The organism is Mycolicibacterium sp. MU0050 (assembly GCF_963378085.1).
Classification (GTDB): Bacteria; Actinomycetota; Actinomycetes; order Mycobacteriales; family Mycobacteriaceae; genus Mycobacterium; species Mycobacterium wendilense.
In genome coordinates this window covers 579556-592616 of the sequence record NZ_OY726395.1, presented here as the reverse complement: position 1 = coordinate 592616, position 13061 = coordinate 579556, and the positions used below count along the sequence as shown (strand labels likewise).

The following is a 13061-nucleotide window of genomic DNA, read 5'->3' as shown; positions in this document are numbered from 1 at the left end:
ACCCAGCGATCAGCGCACTCACAGGTGCCGACCGCCGGTGACCTCCAGGACCGTGCCGGTCATGTAGGACGACATGTCGGAGGCCAGGAACAGCGCGACGTTGGCGATCTCGTCGGGTTCACCGGCGCGGCCCAGCGGAACCTCGGCCACCTTGGAGTCCCAGATGCGTTGCGGCATCGCCTCGGTCATGGCCGAGCGGATGAGTCCGGGTTGGATCGCGTTGACCCGCACGCCCAGGTAGGCGAGTTCCTTCGAGGCGGCCTTGGTCATGCCGACGATGCCGGCCTTGGCGGCCGAGTAGTTGGTCTGGCCGATCATGCCCACCTTGCCGGAGATCGACGACATGTTGACGATCGAGCCGCGCTTGGCCTCGCGCATGACGGCGCCCGCGGCGCGCAGGCCATTCCAGGTGCCCTTCAGGTGCACGGCGATGACCTGATCGAACTGCTCCTCGGTCATCTTGCGCATGGTGGCGTCCCGGGTGATCCCGGCGTTGTTGACCATCACGTCCAAGCCACCGCCCCACTCCACGGCGGCCGCGACCAGCGCGTCGACGTCCGCGGCGCTGGTCACATCGCAGCGCACCGCCTTGGCGACGTCGGGACCGCCGAGGCCGCGGGCGACCTCCTCGGTGGCTTCGAGGTTGATGTCGGCGAGCACCACCTTGGCGCCCTCGGCGACGAAGCGCTTGGCGATGGCCAGGCCCAGCCCCTGTGCACCGCCCGTTACGACCGCAGTTTGATTCGCCAGCAGGCTCACCCGTACTCCTCTTCGCGTCCCGCCCCCACCGCGTGAGGGTCCCATTTTCAGACATTGTATTTCATATATGATTCTGCGAAAGTATGCGAGCCCCGGTCTGAATCTTCCCAAGGAGCCCCGTCGATGAGCGAAGTCAGCGATGACGACTTCCAGCAGATCCTCGCCCAGACACGCCAGTTCGTGCGCAGCGCGGTGGTGCCCCGCGAGCAGGAGATTCTGACCGAGGACAAGGTGCCCGACGACATCCGTGACCAGGCCAAGCAGATGGGCCTGTTCGGCTACGCGATCCCGCAGGAGTGGGGCGGTCTGGGCCTGGACCTGACCCAAGACGTCGAGCTGGCAATGGAATTGGGCTACACCTCGCTGGCCGTGCGATCGATGTTCGGCACCAACAACGGCATCGCCGGGCAGGTGCTGGTGGGATTCGGCACCGACGAGCAGAAGACCCGCTGGCTGGCGGGCATCGCCTCGGGCGAGGTGGTGGCCTCCTTCGCGCTCACCGAGCCCGGCGCGGGTTCCAACCCGTCCGGCTTGCGCACCAAGGCCGTCCGCGACGGTGACGACTGGGTGATCTCCGGCCAGAAGCAGTTCATCACGAATGCCCCGACCGCCAACCTGTTCGTGGTGTTCGCCCGCTCCCGTCCGGCCGACGACCAGGGCGCCGGCATCGCGGTGTTCCTGGTGCCCGCCGACACCGCGGGCGTCGAGGTTGGGGCCAAGGACGCCAAGATGGGCCAGGAGGGCGCCTGGACCTCCGACGTGACGTTCAACGACGTGCGGGTGCCGGCGTCGGCACTGGTCGGAGGCGCCGAGGACATCGGCTACCGCGCCGCGATGACGTCGTTGGCCCGCGGCCGCGTCCACATCGCGGCCCTGGCGGTCGGCGCCGCCCAACGCGCGCTCGACGAGTCGGTGTCCTACGCGGCCACCGCCACCCAAGGCGGCACCCCGATCGGCAACTTCCAGCTGGTTCAGGCCATGCTCGCCGATCAGCAGACACAGGTGATGGCGGGCCGGGCCCTGGTCCGCGACGCCGCCCGCAAATGGGTCGACAACGAGGACCGCCGCATCGCTCCGTCGGTGGCCAAGCTGTTCTGCACCGAGATGGCCGGGACCGTGGCGGATCTGGCGGTGCAGGTGCACGGCGGCTCTGGTTATATGCGCGGGGTGACGGTCGAGCGGATCTACCGCGACGTTCGGCTGCTGCGCCTGTACGAGGGAACCAGTGAGATCCAGCGCCTGATCATCGGCGGCGGGCTGGTCAAGGCCGCCCAGCGGCAACACTGACGACAAATTAGAGGAGCTACCCATGGGCCAACGGCTCACCGACAAGGTCGTTTTCATCACCGGGGCGGCGCGCGGGCAGGGCCGCGCCCACGCTGTCCGGATGGCGAAGGAAGGCGCCAACATCATCGCCGTCGACCTTGCCGCGCCGCTGCCGCCCAGCGTGCCGTACGACTCGGCCACCCCGGAGGACCTGGCGGAGACGGTGCGCCTGGTCGAGGAAACCGGCCGCGGCATCGTGTCGGCCGCGGCGGACACCCGCGACCTCGAGGCCATGCGCGACATCGTCGGCAAGGGCGTCGCGGAGTTCGGCCGCCTCGACGTGATCGTCGCCAATGCCGGCATCACGGTGCCGCAGCCGTGGAACGAGATCACCCCGCAGTCGTTCAAAGACGTGATGGACACCAACGTCACCGGCACCTGGAACGCCGTGATGGCGGGCGCGCAGACCATCATCGACGGTGGCCGGGGCGGATCGATCATCCTGGTCAGCTCGGCGGCCGGCATCAAGATGCAGCCGTTCATGGTGCACTACACCGCAAGCAAGCACGCCGTCACCGGGATGGCGCGCGCATTCGCCGCCGAGCTCGGCAAGCACTCCATCCGGGTGAACAGCCTGCACCCGGGTGCGGTCAACACCCCGATGGGCACCGGCGACATGATGGCCGCGCTCAACCGCGCCAACGAGACCAACCCGGGCCTGATGCAGATGGTGACGCCGTTCTTGCCGGATTGGATCGCCGAGCCGGAGGACATCTCCGACGCGGTGTGCTGGTTGGCCAGCGACGAATCCCGCCTGGTGACCGCCGCGCAGATCGCCGTGGACCTCGGCTCGACGGTGTTCTGAGCGCCGCCGCGCGTGCCTCGAGTCAGACCTCACGCAGACAAAGTGCGAGTAACCGCCTGCCTCAGGTCTGACTCGGCGCCCGGCTCAGAGCACGCGGCGCAGGAACGCGATCTGGTCGGCGACCGCGCGCTCGAACCATCCGTGGCCGGGCCAGACGTCGAAGTGGTCGCACGGGTAGTGGTGCACCTGCGCCCGGCCGTGCACCGCGGTCTTGAGCACCGCGTCGGCCGGGACGTAGCTGTCGAAGTCGGCGATCTGCACCAGCAGCGGGCTGCGTAACTGCTTGGCGTAACGCCGGACTCGGATCTTGGACAACTCCATCCCGACCGCGGAGTCCAACTCGTTGCGCCAGGACGGGCCCGCCATCCCCAGATAGTTCTCGTAGGCGCCCTCCAGGGTCAGCGCACCGGGTTCGCCGGGCCGCGCCACCAGCGGCATCATGACGGCCTCGCGCCCCAGCGCGCCGGCGGCGCGGCTGAGCATCCCGGACGCGGCCGACCGCGCCAGCGCCGCAAAGCGATACTGCTTGCCGACGGCCATCGCGGTCGCGAGTGCGTCGGTCATCGGCGTCATCGCGATCACCGCGGCGACCTCGTCGCGGCCGGCACCGACGCGGATCACGTGCCCGCCCGACAGCGAGGCGCCCCACAGCACCACCTGCTGCGGGTCGATCTCCGGCAGGGTGGTGGCCAGCGCGATCGCCGACCGGTAGTCCTCGAGTTGCCTGTCGATCGAGACCGTCTGTCGGGGCGAGCCCTGCGAATGGCCGAAGCCGCGATAGTCGAACGCCAGCACGTCCATCCCGGCTGCGGCGAACCGCTCGGCGAAGGGTTGCAGCCCGGAATCCATGGTGCCGCCGATGCCGTGCCCCATCACCACCACCGGCCGGCCGTCGCCGCCCGCGCCCACGAAATGCCAGGCGCTGCAGGTGGTTGCGCCGGAGCTGAAGGTCAGTTCCCGATACGACACTGGCACCCCTACTTCGCATCCGGTTGGGCGGCAATGCCGTACAGGGTGCCCAGCCAGACCGCGGCCGCACCGTCGAGCAACTGGTCGCGGTCCAGCGGTCCCCCGAACGTCAGCCGCTCCAGGAGCCGGTCGTTGACCTCCAGCAGCACGGTGGCCAGCACGGTGGCGTCCACCCCGTCCGGCGCGGCGCCGCGGGCCCGTTCGGCGCGGATCATGGCGGCAACCGAGTCGACGAACGACAGGCGCGCCTCGTCCCAGAATTCGCGCACCGCCAGGCTGTGCCCGCGGGCCTCGAGCATGGCCCGGAACATGTGTCGGTGCCGCTCCCAGGTGTCGAACAGGCCGTCGAGCATGATGTGTACCCGCGCCTGCGGGGTCTGCTCGGCGAGGGTGAAGACGTCGGTGACGAAGAAGGTGTCGTCGATCATCCGCTCCATCAACGCCGCCACCGCCGCCGCCTTGTTCTCGAAGTAGAAGTAGAAGGCGGACCGGCTGACCCCGGCCCGCTCGGCGACCTCGGCGATGTTGATGCCCTCGAAATCGGTGTGTTGCAGCGAGATCTCGAGTTCGTCGAGGATGGTGTCGCGGCGGGCGTCGCTGCGCTGCGGTGTCCGACGGTCGGTGCGTGACCTCATCGCGTTCCCGCGGTCACAACCCGGCGCTCCCGTGCGCGTCGTATCCCGGCGGGCAGTTCCCGGGCGCGGATGTCGTGGTCGTAGTAGAAGTAGTCCACCTGTTGGGTGTGCCGCGGACGGTCCGTGCAGTGCCCGGCGTGCAGCTGCTGATCGGCGTCGATGACGCGTTCCATCTCGCTGACCGACGGCAGCGCATACCGGCCCACCGCATACGCCGCGAGGAGCCGCGACTGGCATTCGACGAACGGGAACAGCGTGGGGATGGCCTGGGCGAACCCGATGAACACCAGGTTGTCGATGCCCGGCTTGAACATCCGCTTGTAGAGCCGGATCTGGTTGTCCGGCGCGCTGATGAACTCCGGGTCGAAGAACGGGAAGGTGATGTTGTAGCCGGTGGCGTAGACGATCGCGTCGAAGTCGTCGCTGGTGCCGTCCTCGAAGTGCACCGTCTGCCCGTCGAGCCGCGTGACGTTGGGCTTCGGTGTGACGTCGCCGGAGCCCAGCCGCAGCGGCAGTTCCACCGACTGGGTGGGGTGCGCCTCGAACAGCTTGTGGTTGGCCGGCGGCAACCCGTACTTCGTCGGGTCGGCGCCGACGACGGGGGCGAACCACTGCGCGGCCTTGCGTTGCCAGGACAGCGGCAGGTACGGGGTGGTGCGGAAGAACTTGTCTCCGGGTTGTCCGGCAAGGTATTTCGGCACGATCCAGGCACTGGACCGGGTGGACAGCGTCACGCAGTTCTGCAGCGCCTTCGACGACAACTCGACGGTGATGTCCGCGGCGCTGTTGCCGATCCCCACCACGAGGATGCGTTTGCCGGTCAACTGCAGTGGGGTGTCGGGGTCGATGTAGTGGTGGGAGTGGATCGACTCGCCGGTGAACTCGCCGGGGAAGTCCGGCAGGCGGGCGTCCCAGTGGTGACCGTTGCCGACGACGAGCAGGTCGAACTCCCGGACCGCCCCCGCCTGATCCTCAATCTCCCAGCGCCCGTCGACGTGACGGGCATGCACCACGCCGTTGCCGAACTCGATGTGCTCCAGCAGGCCGAACGCCTCGGCGTAGTCGTCGAGGTACCGCTTGATGTCCGAATGGTGCGGGAACGACGGGAAGTGCTCCGGGATGGGAAAGTCCTTGAACGACAGGCGGTGTTTCGAGGTGTCGATGTGCAGCGACCGGTAGGCGCTGCTGTGCCCGTTGGGGTTGCCGAACGCCCAGTTGCCGCCGATGCGGTCGGAGGTTTCGAAGGTGGTGTAGGGGACGCGATAGTCCTTCAGCATCTTGCCCGCGGTGAGGCCGCTGATGCCCGCGCCGATGATCGCGGTGCGGGGAGACGAGTTCTGCACGGCGACTCCTTTGTCCCGAGGTGCGCCGAACGTAGCACCGCACTCTGACAACAGTCAATGGTTTCTGACAGTTGTCAGTAGCGGGCCTAGAGACCGGCGGTCTCCCTGATCAGCGCCACGGTGTCCAGGTCACGGATGGCCGCGCAACCGCGCCGCAGCATGGTCGCCACCATGTCGTCGCCGCGGTCGGTGCCGATCGCGAAGGCGAAGCCCAGCGCCGAGATCAGCAGCACCTGCAGGACCCCGTAACGGTAGTCCTGCCAACAGGTCTCGAGGTCGTAGTCGCCGACCCCCTGCTCCACCAGCGCGGCATGGTAGGCGGCGACCAGGTCGCGTTCGATCTCGGCGCGCAGCGCCGGCTCCAGGCTGGTGCCGGTGAAGTACGCCAGGTCGCGCGACGGCAGACCGACCCCGAGCGTCTGCCAGTCCACCACCCACACCTGTCCGCCCGTCGGATGGAAGAGCAGGTTGTCCAGCCGGTAGTCACCGTGGATCAGGCTGAAGCGGCCGAAGTCGTTCTGCAGCCAGGGCGTCACCAGACCCATCGCCTCGAGGAAGGTGGCCCGGTCCTGCTCGCTGAGCTTGTCGCCGAGCTTGTCGACGGTGATGTCGGCGCTCATCACCGCGACGTCGCCGAGGCCCTTCTTGGCGGCATCGTCGGTCATGGTCATGGCGAGGCCGGGGAAACTCAGCCACTCCTGCTCCGCCCATGTCGGCGCGTGCAAGCCGGCGATGGCGATCGCGGCCAGCCGCGCCTCCTCGGCCGAACAGCCCGCGATCTGGTCACCTTGGGCCGCGGGCGCCTGATCGGTCAGCAACAGCGCGTAATCGGCGGCGTCCTCGGAGATCTCGCAATGGAAGCACTGCGGGATCGGGACGCTGACCCGGTCGGCCACCGACTGATAGAACGCGCACTCGCTGCGATAGCCGAGCACCACCCGATCCCGGACGGTGTCGTCGGTGGAGGGCAGCTTGATCACGAAGGTCTCCGGCAGCCCGGCGGGGTTGGCGGTGTAGTCCACCTTCACCCGGTAGGTGGCGCCGGTCTGCCCGGTCCCGATGGCGGTGACGTCGGCCCGGCCGACCTGAGTGCCGGAAGCGGGCGCGAGCACCCCCGTCAGCCATTGTGGCGTCACGTCGTCGGGGAAGCGGGGAATCGCCACTGGCACGGTCATTGTCGTCACCCTTCTGTGCTGATGGAACTGGCCTGAGCCGCCCGTTGGCGGGCAACAAAGCGAATGGACATGCGCTGCATGACCCCCGGGGCGAGGCGGGCCAGCAACCAGCCCGCGTACGCCTTGCGGGGCGCGACGAGCACCGCGCGGTTGCGTTCGATCGCCCGCAGCGTGTCGTGGGCCAGCCGGTCGGGATCGTAGAACTCCTTGCTGCGCTGGCCCATTCGGTAGAACTCGCGGCCGTCGATGCCGGTGATCAGGCCCTTGTCCAGGATCGGCGTCTCCACCGCGGCCGGGCAGATGGCCAACACCCCGACGTTGTGCGCCGCGGCCTCGGACCGCAGGGCCAGCGACAGTCCCACCACCGCGTGCTTGCTCATCACGTAGCTGGTGATCTGGCCGGCGGCGGCCAGACCCGCCATCGAGGCGGTGTTGACGATGAAGCCGCCGCCCTGCCGCACCATCTGCGGATAGGCGGCCGCAACCCCGTGCACCACGCCGCGGATGTTGACGTCGATGATCGAGTTCCAGTGCTCCAGGGTGAGCAGTTCGGTATCGGCCGCCCAGGTGATCCCGGCGTTGTTGAACATCAGGTCCAGCCGGCCGGCCCGCGCCACCACGTCGTCGACGGCGGCCTGCACGTCGGCGGCGTCCGTGACGTCGACGCGGGCCGCGCGGGCCTGCGGACCCAACTCGGCGGCGGTCCGTTCGGCGGCCTCGGCGTCGACGTCGGTACACAACACGTGCGCCCCGCGGGCGGCCAGCGCCCGACACAGCGCAGCGCCGATGCCCGAACCGGCGCCCGTGACGATGGCGTGCTTACCGGTGAACCGTGCGGCGGTGGATGCAGCCACGTTGACTCCTGAACCTACAGTGGCGCCGATCACATCAATGGATGGCTCAACTGTAAGTCATACCGCATCGGCCACCGAGGCGGGGCGAAACGGCCGTCACAGCGCCCGCCGACGACCTCAGACCGAGATTTCGCCCCGCTCGGCGCGCAGCGCGATGTCGGAGCGAAAGTGACTGCCCGCCAACCGAACCGCGCCGGCGGTGGCATACGCCGCCGCCCGCGCTTCGGCCAGGTCGGCGCCGGTGCCGACCACGGCCAGCACCCGACCGCCGGACGACACCACCGCGCCATCGTCGCGGCGCGCGGTGCCGGCATGCAGCACCCCGTCGGCGTCCGCGCCGGTGATGACGTCACCGACCCTGGGCCGGCCCGGGTAGTTCTCCGCCGCGACGACCACGGTCACCGCCGAGCCGGGCCGCCACCGCAGCGGTGGGACCTGGTCGAGCGTCCCGGTGGCCGCCGCGTGCAGCAGCTCGCCGAGCGGGGACTCCAGCAGCGCGAGCACCGACTGGGTTTCCGGGTCGCCGAAGCGGCAGTTGAACTCCACCACCGACGGCCCCGCGGAGGTGATGGCCAGGCCCGCGTACAACAGACCCGAGAACGGGCATCCGCGCCGGACCATCTCGGCGGCAACGGGTTTGACGACCTCGTCGACGATCTGCCGGGTGACCGTCTCGGGCAGCCAGGGCAGCGGCGCGTAGGCGCCCATGCCGCCCGTGTTGGGGCCGGTGTCACCGTCGCCGACCCGCTTGAAGTCCTGCGCGGGCAGCAGCGGCACCACGGTGTCGCCGTCCACCACGCAGAACAGCGAGACCTCCGGGCCGTCGAGGAACGACTCCAGCAGCACCGGATGTCCGTCGTCGAGCAGGCCCGCGGCGTGCGCCCGCGCAACGGCGCGGTCCTCGGTGACCACCACGCCCTTGCCCGCGGCCAGCCCGTCGTCCTTGACCACCCAGGCCCGCTGGCCGGCGGCCGGGCCGAACCGGCCCAGGGCGGCGTCCAGGTGGGCGGGGTTGTCGACGATCTCGCTGCTCGCCGTCCGCACGCCCGCCGCCGTCATGACGTCCTTGGCGAAGGCCTTGGAACCCTCGATCCGGGCGGCGTCCTTGCCCGGCCCGAAGCAGGCGATACCCGCGGCGCGAATCGCGTCGGCGACCCCGAGCACCAGGGGTACTTCCGGTCCGATGACCACCAGGTCGGCACCGACCTTGCGGGCCAGCGCGACGACGGCCTCCGCCGAGCCGACGTCGACGGCGTGCTGTTCGGCGATGCGCGCCGTGCCGGCATTGCCCGGCGCTACTGAAAGGCCGCTGACCTGCGGATCACGCTTGAGGGCGAGCAACAGCGCGTGTTCGCGGGCGCCGGAACCGATGACGAGGACGTGCACAGCGCATCACCCTATCTGCCCGGCGGACCCGCTCGGCAAACCGCGGGTGTCGGTCACTTCTCGTCGAGGGTGCGCCCGCTGCTCATCTTCACCGCGGCGTTGACGTTGGCCCGCTTGTCCTCGCCCTCCCCGCGCTCGGCAGCCTTGCGCCGGTTGTTGGCCACCTTGTCGACGGTGCCGTTGAGCCCGGAGCCCAGCGGGAAGCCCAGATACTGGGTCAAGAAGACCGCGATCTCTTTGAGCTCGGCGTGGTCGAGTTCACCGTTGAGCATTGCGGCGTTCACCTGGATCTCGGCGAGGTCCTGGCGGCCGACGGCCGTCACGGCGGTCAGCGTCATGATGCGCTTCTCCCGCATGGACAGCCCGGGCCGGTTCCAGATGTCGCCGAACAGGTGGTCGACGGTCAGGTCGAAGTACGGGTCGCCCTCGATGTTGGGCATCTCCCAGCCGTAGACCTCGTTCATCTTCGCCAGCCCCCGCCGGCGGATGTCGTCGGTGCTCATCTGTCCTTCACTCCTTTGCGCTCGCCGCGTCGTGGGGCACGCCGAGTCCGGCGGCCAGGTTCTTGCGCGCCACCTCGGCCAGCGGCAGGTCGACGTCGAGCGTCTCGCCCAGTCCGAGCGCCAGGCTCAGATCCTTCTCTCCCAGGCCGCGGGTGTGGGTGAACGCCTCGTACAGCCAGTGGTCCGGTCCGAGGTCGGACATGTCCTCCCGCACCATGATGGCCCCGGGACCGCCGGTCAGCGCGTCGGTGTGGCGCACCACCCGGCCCAGCGCCTGCACATCCAGGCCGGCGCGTTCGGCCAGCGTCATCGCCTCGCACGCGGCCGCGTAGGAGGTGAAGGTCAACATGTTGCGGGCCAGCTTCATCCGGGTGCCCGCCCCGGGCTCACCGGCGTGGATCACCATCGACGCCCACTGTTTGAACGCGGGCTTGATGCGCTCGTACACCGGGCGCTGCGCGCCCACCATCGTCGCCATCTCGCCCTTCTCCGCCGCCCCGGCGCCGCCGCTGACCGGCGCGTCCACGACGTGGATGTCGGCGGGTGCGTGTTCGCGGGCGAGTTCGACGGCGGTGGTGTCGCTGATCGTGGAGTGGATCGCGATCACGGTGCCCGGCTTGGCCCGCGCCGCCAGTTGGCCGACGACGTCGCGGACCTGCTCGTCGTTGAGGACCACCACGCTGATCAGGTCGGCGTCGGCGACGTCGGCGACCGTCGCGGCCGCGGTGGCACCGGCCTCGACGAACGGTTCCATGGCCTCGGCGCGCAGGTCGAACACGACCAGACCGCCGGGCCAGTCGAGCAGCCGCTTGGCGATCGGGGCCCCCATGTTGCCGAGGCCGATGAACCCCAGCTTCGGTTCGCTGCTCATGACCGGATGATCTGTCCGCCGTCGACGTTGAAGATCTGCCCGGTGATCCACGACGCCTCATCGGAGAGCAGGAACAGGCACATGCCGACCAGGTCCTCCGGAGTTCCCATGCGGGACAACGGAAGCCCCTTGACGATGTCGGCGACGATCTCCTGCGGCGTGGTGGTCCGGTTGGCCTCGGTGTCGATGGGGCCGGGCGCGATGGCGTTGATCCGGATGTTCTGGCCGCCGAGTTCCCGGGAGAGCTGCTGGGTCAGGCCATTGAGCCCGGTCTTGGCCAGGCCGTAGAAGTTGGAGTACAACCACGCCGCCGTGGAGGACTGGTTGACGATGGCGCCGCCGCCGCGCTTGGCCATCTTCTTGTACACCGCCCGGGTGCACCACAGCGCGCCGTCGAGATTGACGCTCATGAACTTGCGGTAGTACTCCGGATCGACCGTCACCAGGAAGTCCAGCTTCATGCCGCCGAAGATCGCCGCGTTGTTCACCAGGTAGTCGATGCCGCCGAACTCGGCCAGCGTGCGGTCGGCCATCTCCTTGGCCGAGGCGGGATCGGAGACGTCGACGGGCAGCGCCAGCGCGGTCCCGCCCTCCCCCTTGATCCCGTCGGCCACCTTCTGGGCGCCCTCGAGATTGATGTCGGCGACCACCACCGCGGCGCCCTCGCGGGCCAGCGCCTCGGCGTAGGCCTGGCCGATACCGCCGCCGGCGCCGGTGACAATCCCGACCTTGTTCTCAAATCTGCTCACACCTGCTCCTCGAATATGACTGTCGTGCCCAGCTTTTGGTGGCGCCTCAGGCCATGGTGGCGATCACCTTGATCTCGGTGTACTCCTCGAATCCGGCCACGCCCATCTCTCGGCCGATGCCGGACTGCTTGTAGCCACCGAACGGCGCGTCCGCGGCGTACCAGACCCCGCCGTTGACGTTGACGGTGCCCACCCGCAGCCGGGCGGCCACCGCGGCCGCGCGCTCCGGATCACCGGAGAACACGGTGCCGGACAGCCCGTAGGGCGAGTCGTTGGCGATGCGCACCGCGTCGTCATCGCCGTCGTGGGCGATGACGGTGAGCACCGGACCGAAGATCTCCTCGCGCGCCACCCGGGCGTTGTTGTCCAGACCGGCGATGACGGTCGGCTCGATGAAGAAACCCTTGGGCTGATCGGCGGGACGTCCACCACCGCAGGCGAACCGCCCGCCCTCCTCGATGGCCAGGTCGAGGTAGGACTGCACGCGGTCGCGCTGTCGCGCCGAGATCACCGGCCCGCAGATGGTGCGCTTGTTGGTCGGGTCGCCGGGCTTGAGCCCGGCCATCGTCGCCGCCGCGGCCGCGACGGCGTCGTCGTAACTCGCCCGCGGCACCACCAGGCGGGTGGTGATGGCGCAGCCCTGCCCGGCGTGCATCGAGGCGGTGAACGCGGCCATCGCGCATGCGCCGGCCAGATCGGCGTCGTCGAGCACCAGGAACGCCGACTTTCCGCCGAGTTCGAGGAAGACCTTCTTGATGGTTGCCGCGGCGTCGGTCATCACCGAGCGTCCGGTGGCCGTCGACCCGGTGAACGAAACCATGTCCACCCGAGGGTCTTTGGACAGCAACGCGCCGACGCCGTGATCGCTGGAGGTCACGATGTTGACGACGCCGGCGGGAAAATCGGTGTGCTCGGTGATGAGTTCGCCGAGCACCGCGGCACACCACGGGGTGTCCGGGGCGGGCTTGAGCACCAAAGTGTTGCCGGCGGCGAGCGCCGGGCCGATCTTGGCGAGGTTGATCTGATGCGGGAAGTTCCACGGCGTGATGGCCCCCACCACGCCGACGGCCTCGCGCGCAATGGTGCGATTGGTCGGGATGCCCTGCGGCGTTGCGTGTCCCAGGTCGGTGTGCCACGCGTAGGACTCGGCGGTGTCGGCGCAGAAGCTCAGGTCGTCGACCGGCCCCTCCAGCTGTCCGCCGGAGGTCAACATCTTCGGCGCACCCACCTCGGCGATCGTCAGATCACGCAGGTCCTCGATGTGCTCCTGCATCGCCTGGCGCAGTTGCCGCAGGCAACGCACCCGCAGCTCGGTGTTGCGCGACCAGTCGGTGTCGTCGAACGCCCGCCGGGCCGCCTCGATGGCCGCACCCATGTCGGCCGCGTCGGCATCCGCCGCCGAGCCGAGCACCTCCTCGGTGGCCGGGTTGACCGTCTCGAAGGTTCCGGCGCTGCCGGCGACCAACTTGCCGTCGATCAGCAGTTGGCTGTTGCGGTCGGCGAGTAACGCCATCACACCTCCATGGTGGTCGCCTGCGGACGCGGCCCGAATCTGGACAAGTGTCCGATGTTTGCCCGTCCGAAGATAGCCCCATCACCTCGCCGCGGGCAAGGGTCAGATCGGGTGAGGTCGCCGAGACATCACGAATTTCGGGCCTTACTTCGACAAACACCCAACAGCCTTGC

Annotated in this window: 13 protein-coding genes; 2 read left to right on the top strand and 11 right to left on the bottom strand. The window is 69.1% G+C overall.

Annotated features, from left to right (window positions below):
* Nucleotides 1-18: 18 nt before the first annotated feature.
* A complete protein-coding gene (gene fabG / locus R2K23_RS02760) occupies nucleotides 19-804 on the bottom strand; it encodes a 3-oxoacyl-ACP reductase FabG (protein WP_316514069.1) in 786 nt (261 codons plus the stop codon).
* Nucleotides 805-882: 78 nt separating this feature from the next.
* On the opposite strand from fabG, the gene R2K23_RS02755 reads away from it, so the two are divergent.
* Together R2K23_RS02755 and R2K23_RS02750 are read left to right on the top strand one after the other, a co-directional pair.
* Nucleotides 883-2046, top strand: coding sequence for an acyl-CoA dehydrogenase family protein (locus R2K23_RS02755; protein ID WP_316514068.1), 1164 nt, complete (start codon nucleotides 883-885; stop codon nucleotides 2044-2046).
* Nucleotides 2047-2068: 22 nt separating this feature from the next.
* On the top strand, nucleotides 2069-2890 hold the full coding sequence (locus R2K23_RS02750) for a mycofactocin-coupled SDR family oxidoreductase (protein ID WP_316514065.1): 822 nt from the start codon (nucleotides 2069-2071) through the stop codon (nucleotides 2888-2890).
* A gap of 84 nt (nucleotides 2891-2974) precedes the next feature.
* Here the strand turns inward: R2K23_RS02750 and R2K23_RS02745 are convergent, their stop codons facing one another.
* From R2K23_RS02745 to R2K23_RS02700, 10 genes are all read right to left on the bottom strand, one after another.
* Nucleotides 2975-3859, bottom strand: a complete 885-nt coding sequence (locus R2K23_RS02745; RefSeq protein WP_316514063.1) for an alpha/beta hydrolase — start codon at nucleotides 3857-3859, stop codon at nucleotides 2975-2977.
* A gap of 8 nt (nucleotides 3860-3867) precedes the next feature.
* Nucleotides 3868-4494, bottom strand: coding sequence for a TetR/AcrR family transcriptional regulator (locus R2K23_RS02740; protein ID WP_316514062.1), 627 nt, complete (start codon nucleotides 4492-4494; stop codon nucleotides 3868-3870).
* Nucleotides 4491-5837, bottom strand: coding sequence for a flavin-containing monooxygenase (locus R2K23_RS02735; protein WP_316514059.1), 1347 nt, complete (start codon nucleotides 5835-5837; stop codon nucleotides 4491-4493). Before R2K23_RS02735 ends, R2K23_RS02740 begins: the two co-directional genes overlap by 4 nt.
* An 86-nt stretch (nucleotides 5838-5923) precedes the next feature.
* The gene (locus tag R2K23_RS02730) at nucleotides 5924-7012 is read right to left on the bottom strand and encodes a phosphotransferase family protein (RefSeq protein ID WP_316514057.1); all 1089 of its coding nucleotides are present in this window, start codon (nucleotides 7010-7012) and stop codon (nucleotides 5924-5926) included.
* Between the two features lie 5 nt (nucleotides 7013-7017).
* On the bottom strand, nucleotides 7018-7866 hold the full coding sequence (locus R2K23_RS02725) for an SDR family NAD(P)-dependent oxidoreductase (RefSeq protein ID WP_316514055.1): 849 nt from the start codon (nucleotides 7864-7866) through the stop codon (nucleotides 7018-7020).
* 117 nt (nucleotides 7867-7983) lie between these two features.
* A complete protein-coding gene (gene purD, locus R2K23_RS02720; RefSeq protein WP_316514053.1) occupies nucleotides 7984-9252 on the bottom strand; it encodes a phosphoribosylamine--glycine ligase in 1269 nt (422 codons plus the stop codon).
* Between the two features lie 53 nt (nucleotides 9253-9305).
* On the bottom strand, nucleotides 9306-9755 hold the full coding sequence (locus tag R2K23_RS02715) for a carboxymuconolactone decarboxylase family protein (RefSeq protein ID WP_316514051.1): 450 nt from the start codon (nucleotides 9753-9755) through the stop codon (nucleotides 9306-9308).
* A 7-nt stretch (nucleotides 9756-9762) separates the two neighbouring features.
* Nucleotides 9763-10626 carry an NAD(P)-dependent oxidoreductase gene (locus R2K23_RS02710; protein WP_316514050.1) on the bottom strand — a complete coding sequence of 288 codons (864 nt, stop codon included), beginning with the start codon at nucleotides 10624-10626 and terminating at the stop codon, nucleotides 9763-9765.
* Nucleotides 10623-11375: an SDR family oxidoreductase gene (locus tag R2K23_RS02705; RefSeq protein WP_316514048.1), complete on the bottom strand. Its 753-nt coding sequence runs from the start codon at nucleotides 11373-11375 to the stop codon at nucleotides 10623-10625. Before R2K23_RS02705 ends, R2K23_RS02710 begins: the two co-directional genes overlap by 4 nt.
* Before the next feature lie 46 nt (nucleotides 11376-11421).
* A complete protein-coding gene (locus R2K23_RS02700; protein WP_316514046.1) occupies nucleotides 11422-12888 on the bottom strand; it encodes an aldehyde dehydrogenase in 1467 nt (488 codons plus the stop codon).
* Nucleotides 12889-13061 lie beyond the last annotated feature (173 nt).

What these genes read in the sequence shown, in the direction of transcription:
- fabG (WP_316514069.1), bottom strand. Translation starts at nt 804, where the DNA reads ATGGGACCCTCACGCGGTGGGGGCGGGACGCGAAGAGGAGTACGGGTG.
- R2K23_RS02755 (WP_316514068.1), top strand. Translation starts at nt 883, where the DNA reads ATGAGCGAAGTCAGCGATGACGACTTCCAGCAGATCCTCGCCCAGACA.
- R2K23_RS02750 (WP_316514065.1), top strand. Translation starts at nt 2,069, where the DNA reads ATGGGCCAACGGCTCACCGACAAGGTCGTTTTCATCACCGGGGCGGCG.
- R2K23_RS02740 (WP_316514062.1), bottom strand. Translation starts at nt 4,494, where the DNA reads ATGAGGTCACGCACCGACCGTCGGACACCGCAGCGCAGCGACGCCCGC.
- R2K23_RS02730 (WP_316514057.1), bottom strand. Translation starts at nt 7,012, where the DNA reads ATGACCGTGCCAGTGGCGATTCCCCGCTTCCCCGACGACGTGACGCCA.
- R2K23_RS02715 (WP_316514051.1), bottom strand. Translation starts at nt 9,755, where the DNA reads ATGAGCACCGACGACATCCGCCGGCGGGGGCTGGCGAAGATGAACGAG.
- R2K23_RS02710 (WP_316514050.1), bottom strand. Translation starts at nt 10,626, where the DNA reads ATGAGCAGCGAACCGAAGCTGGGGTTCATCGGCCTCGGCAACATGGGG.
- R2K23_RS02700 (WP_316514046.1), bottom strand. Translation starts at nt 12,888, where the DNA reads ATGGCGTTACTCGCCGACCGCAACAGCCAACTGCTGATCGACGGCAAG.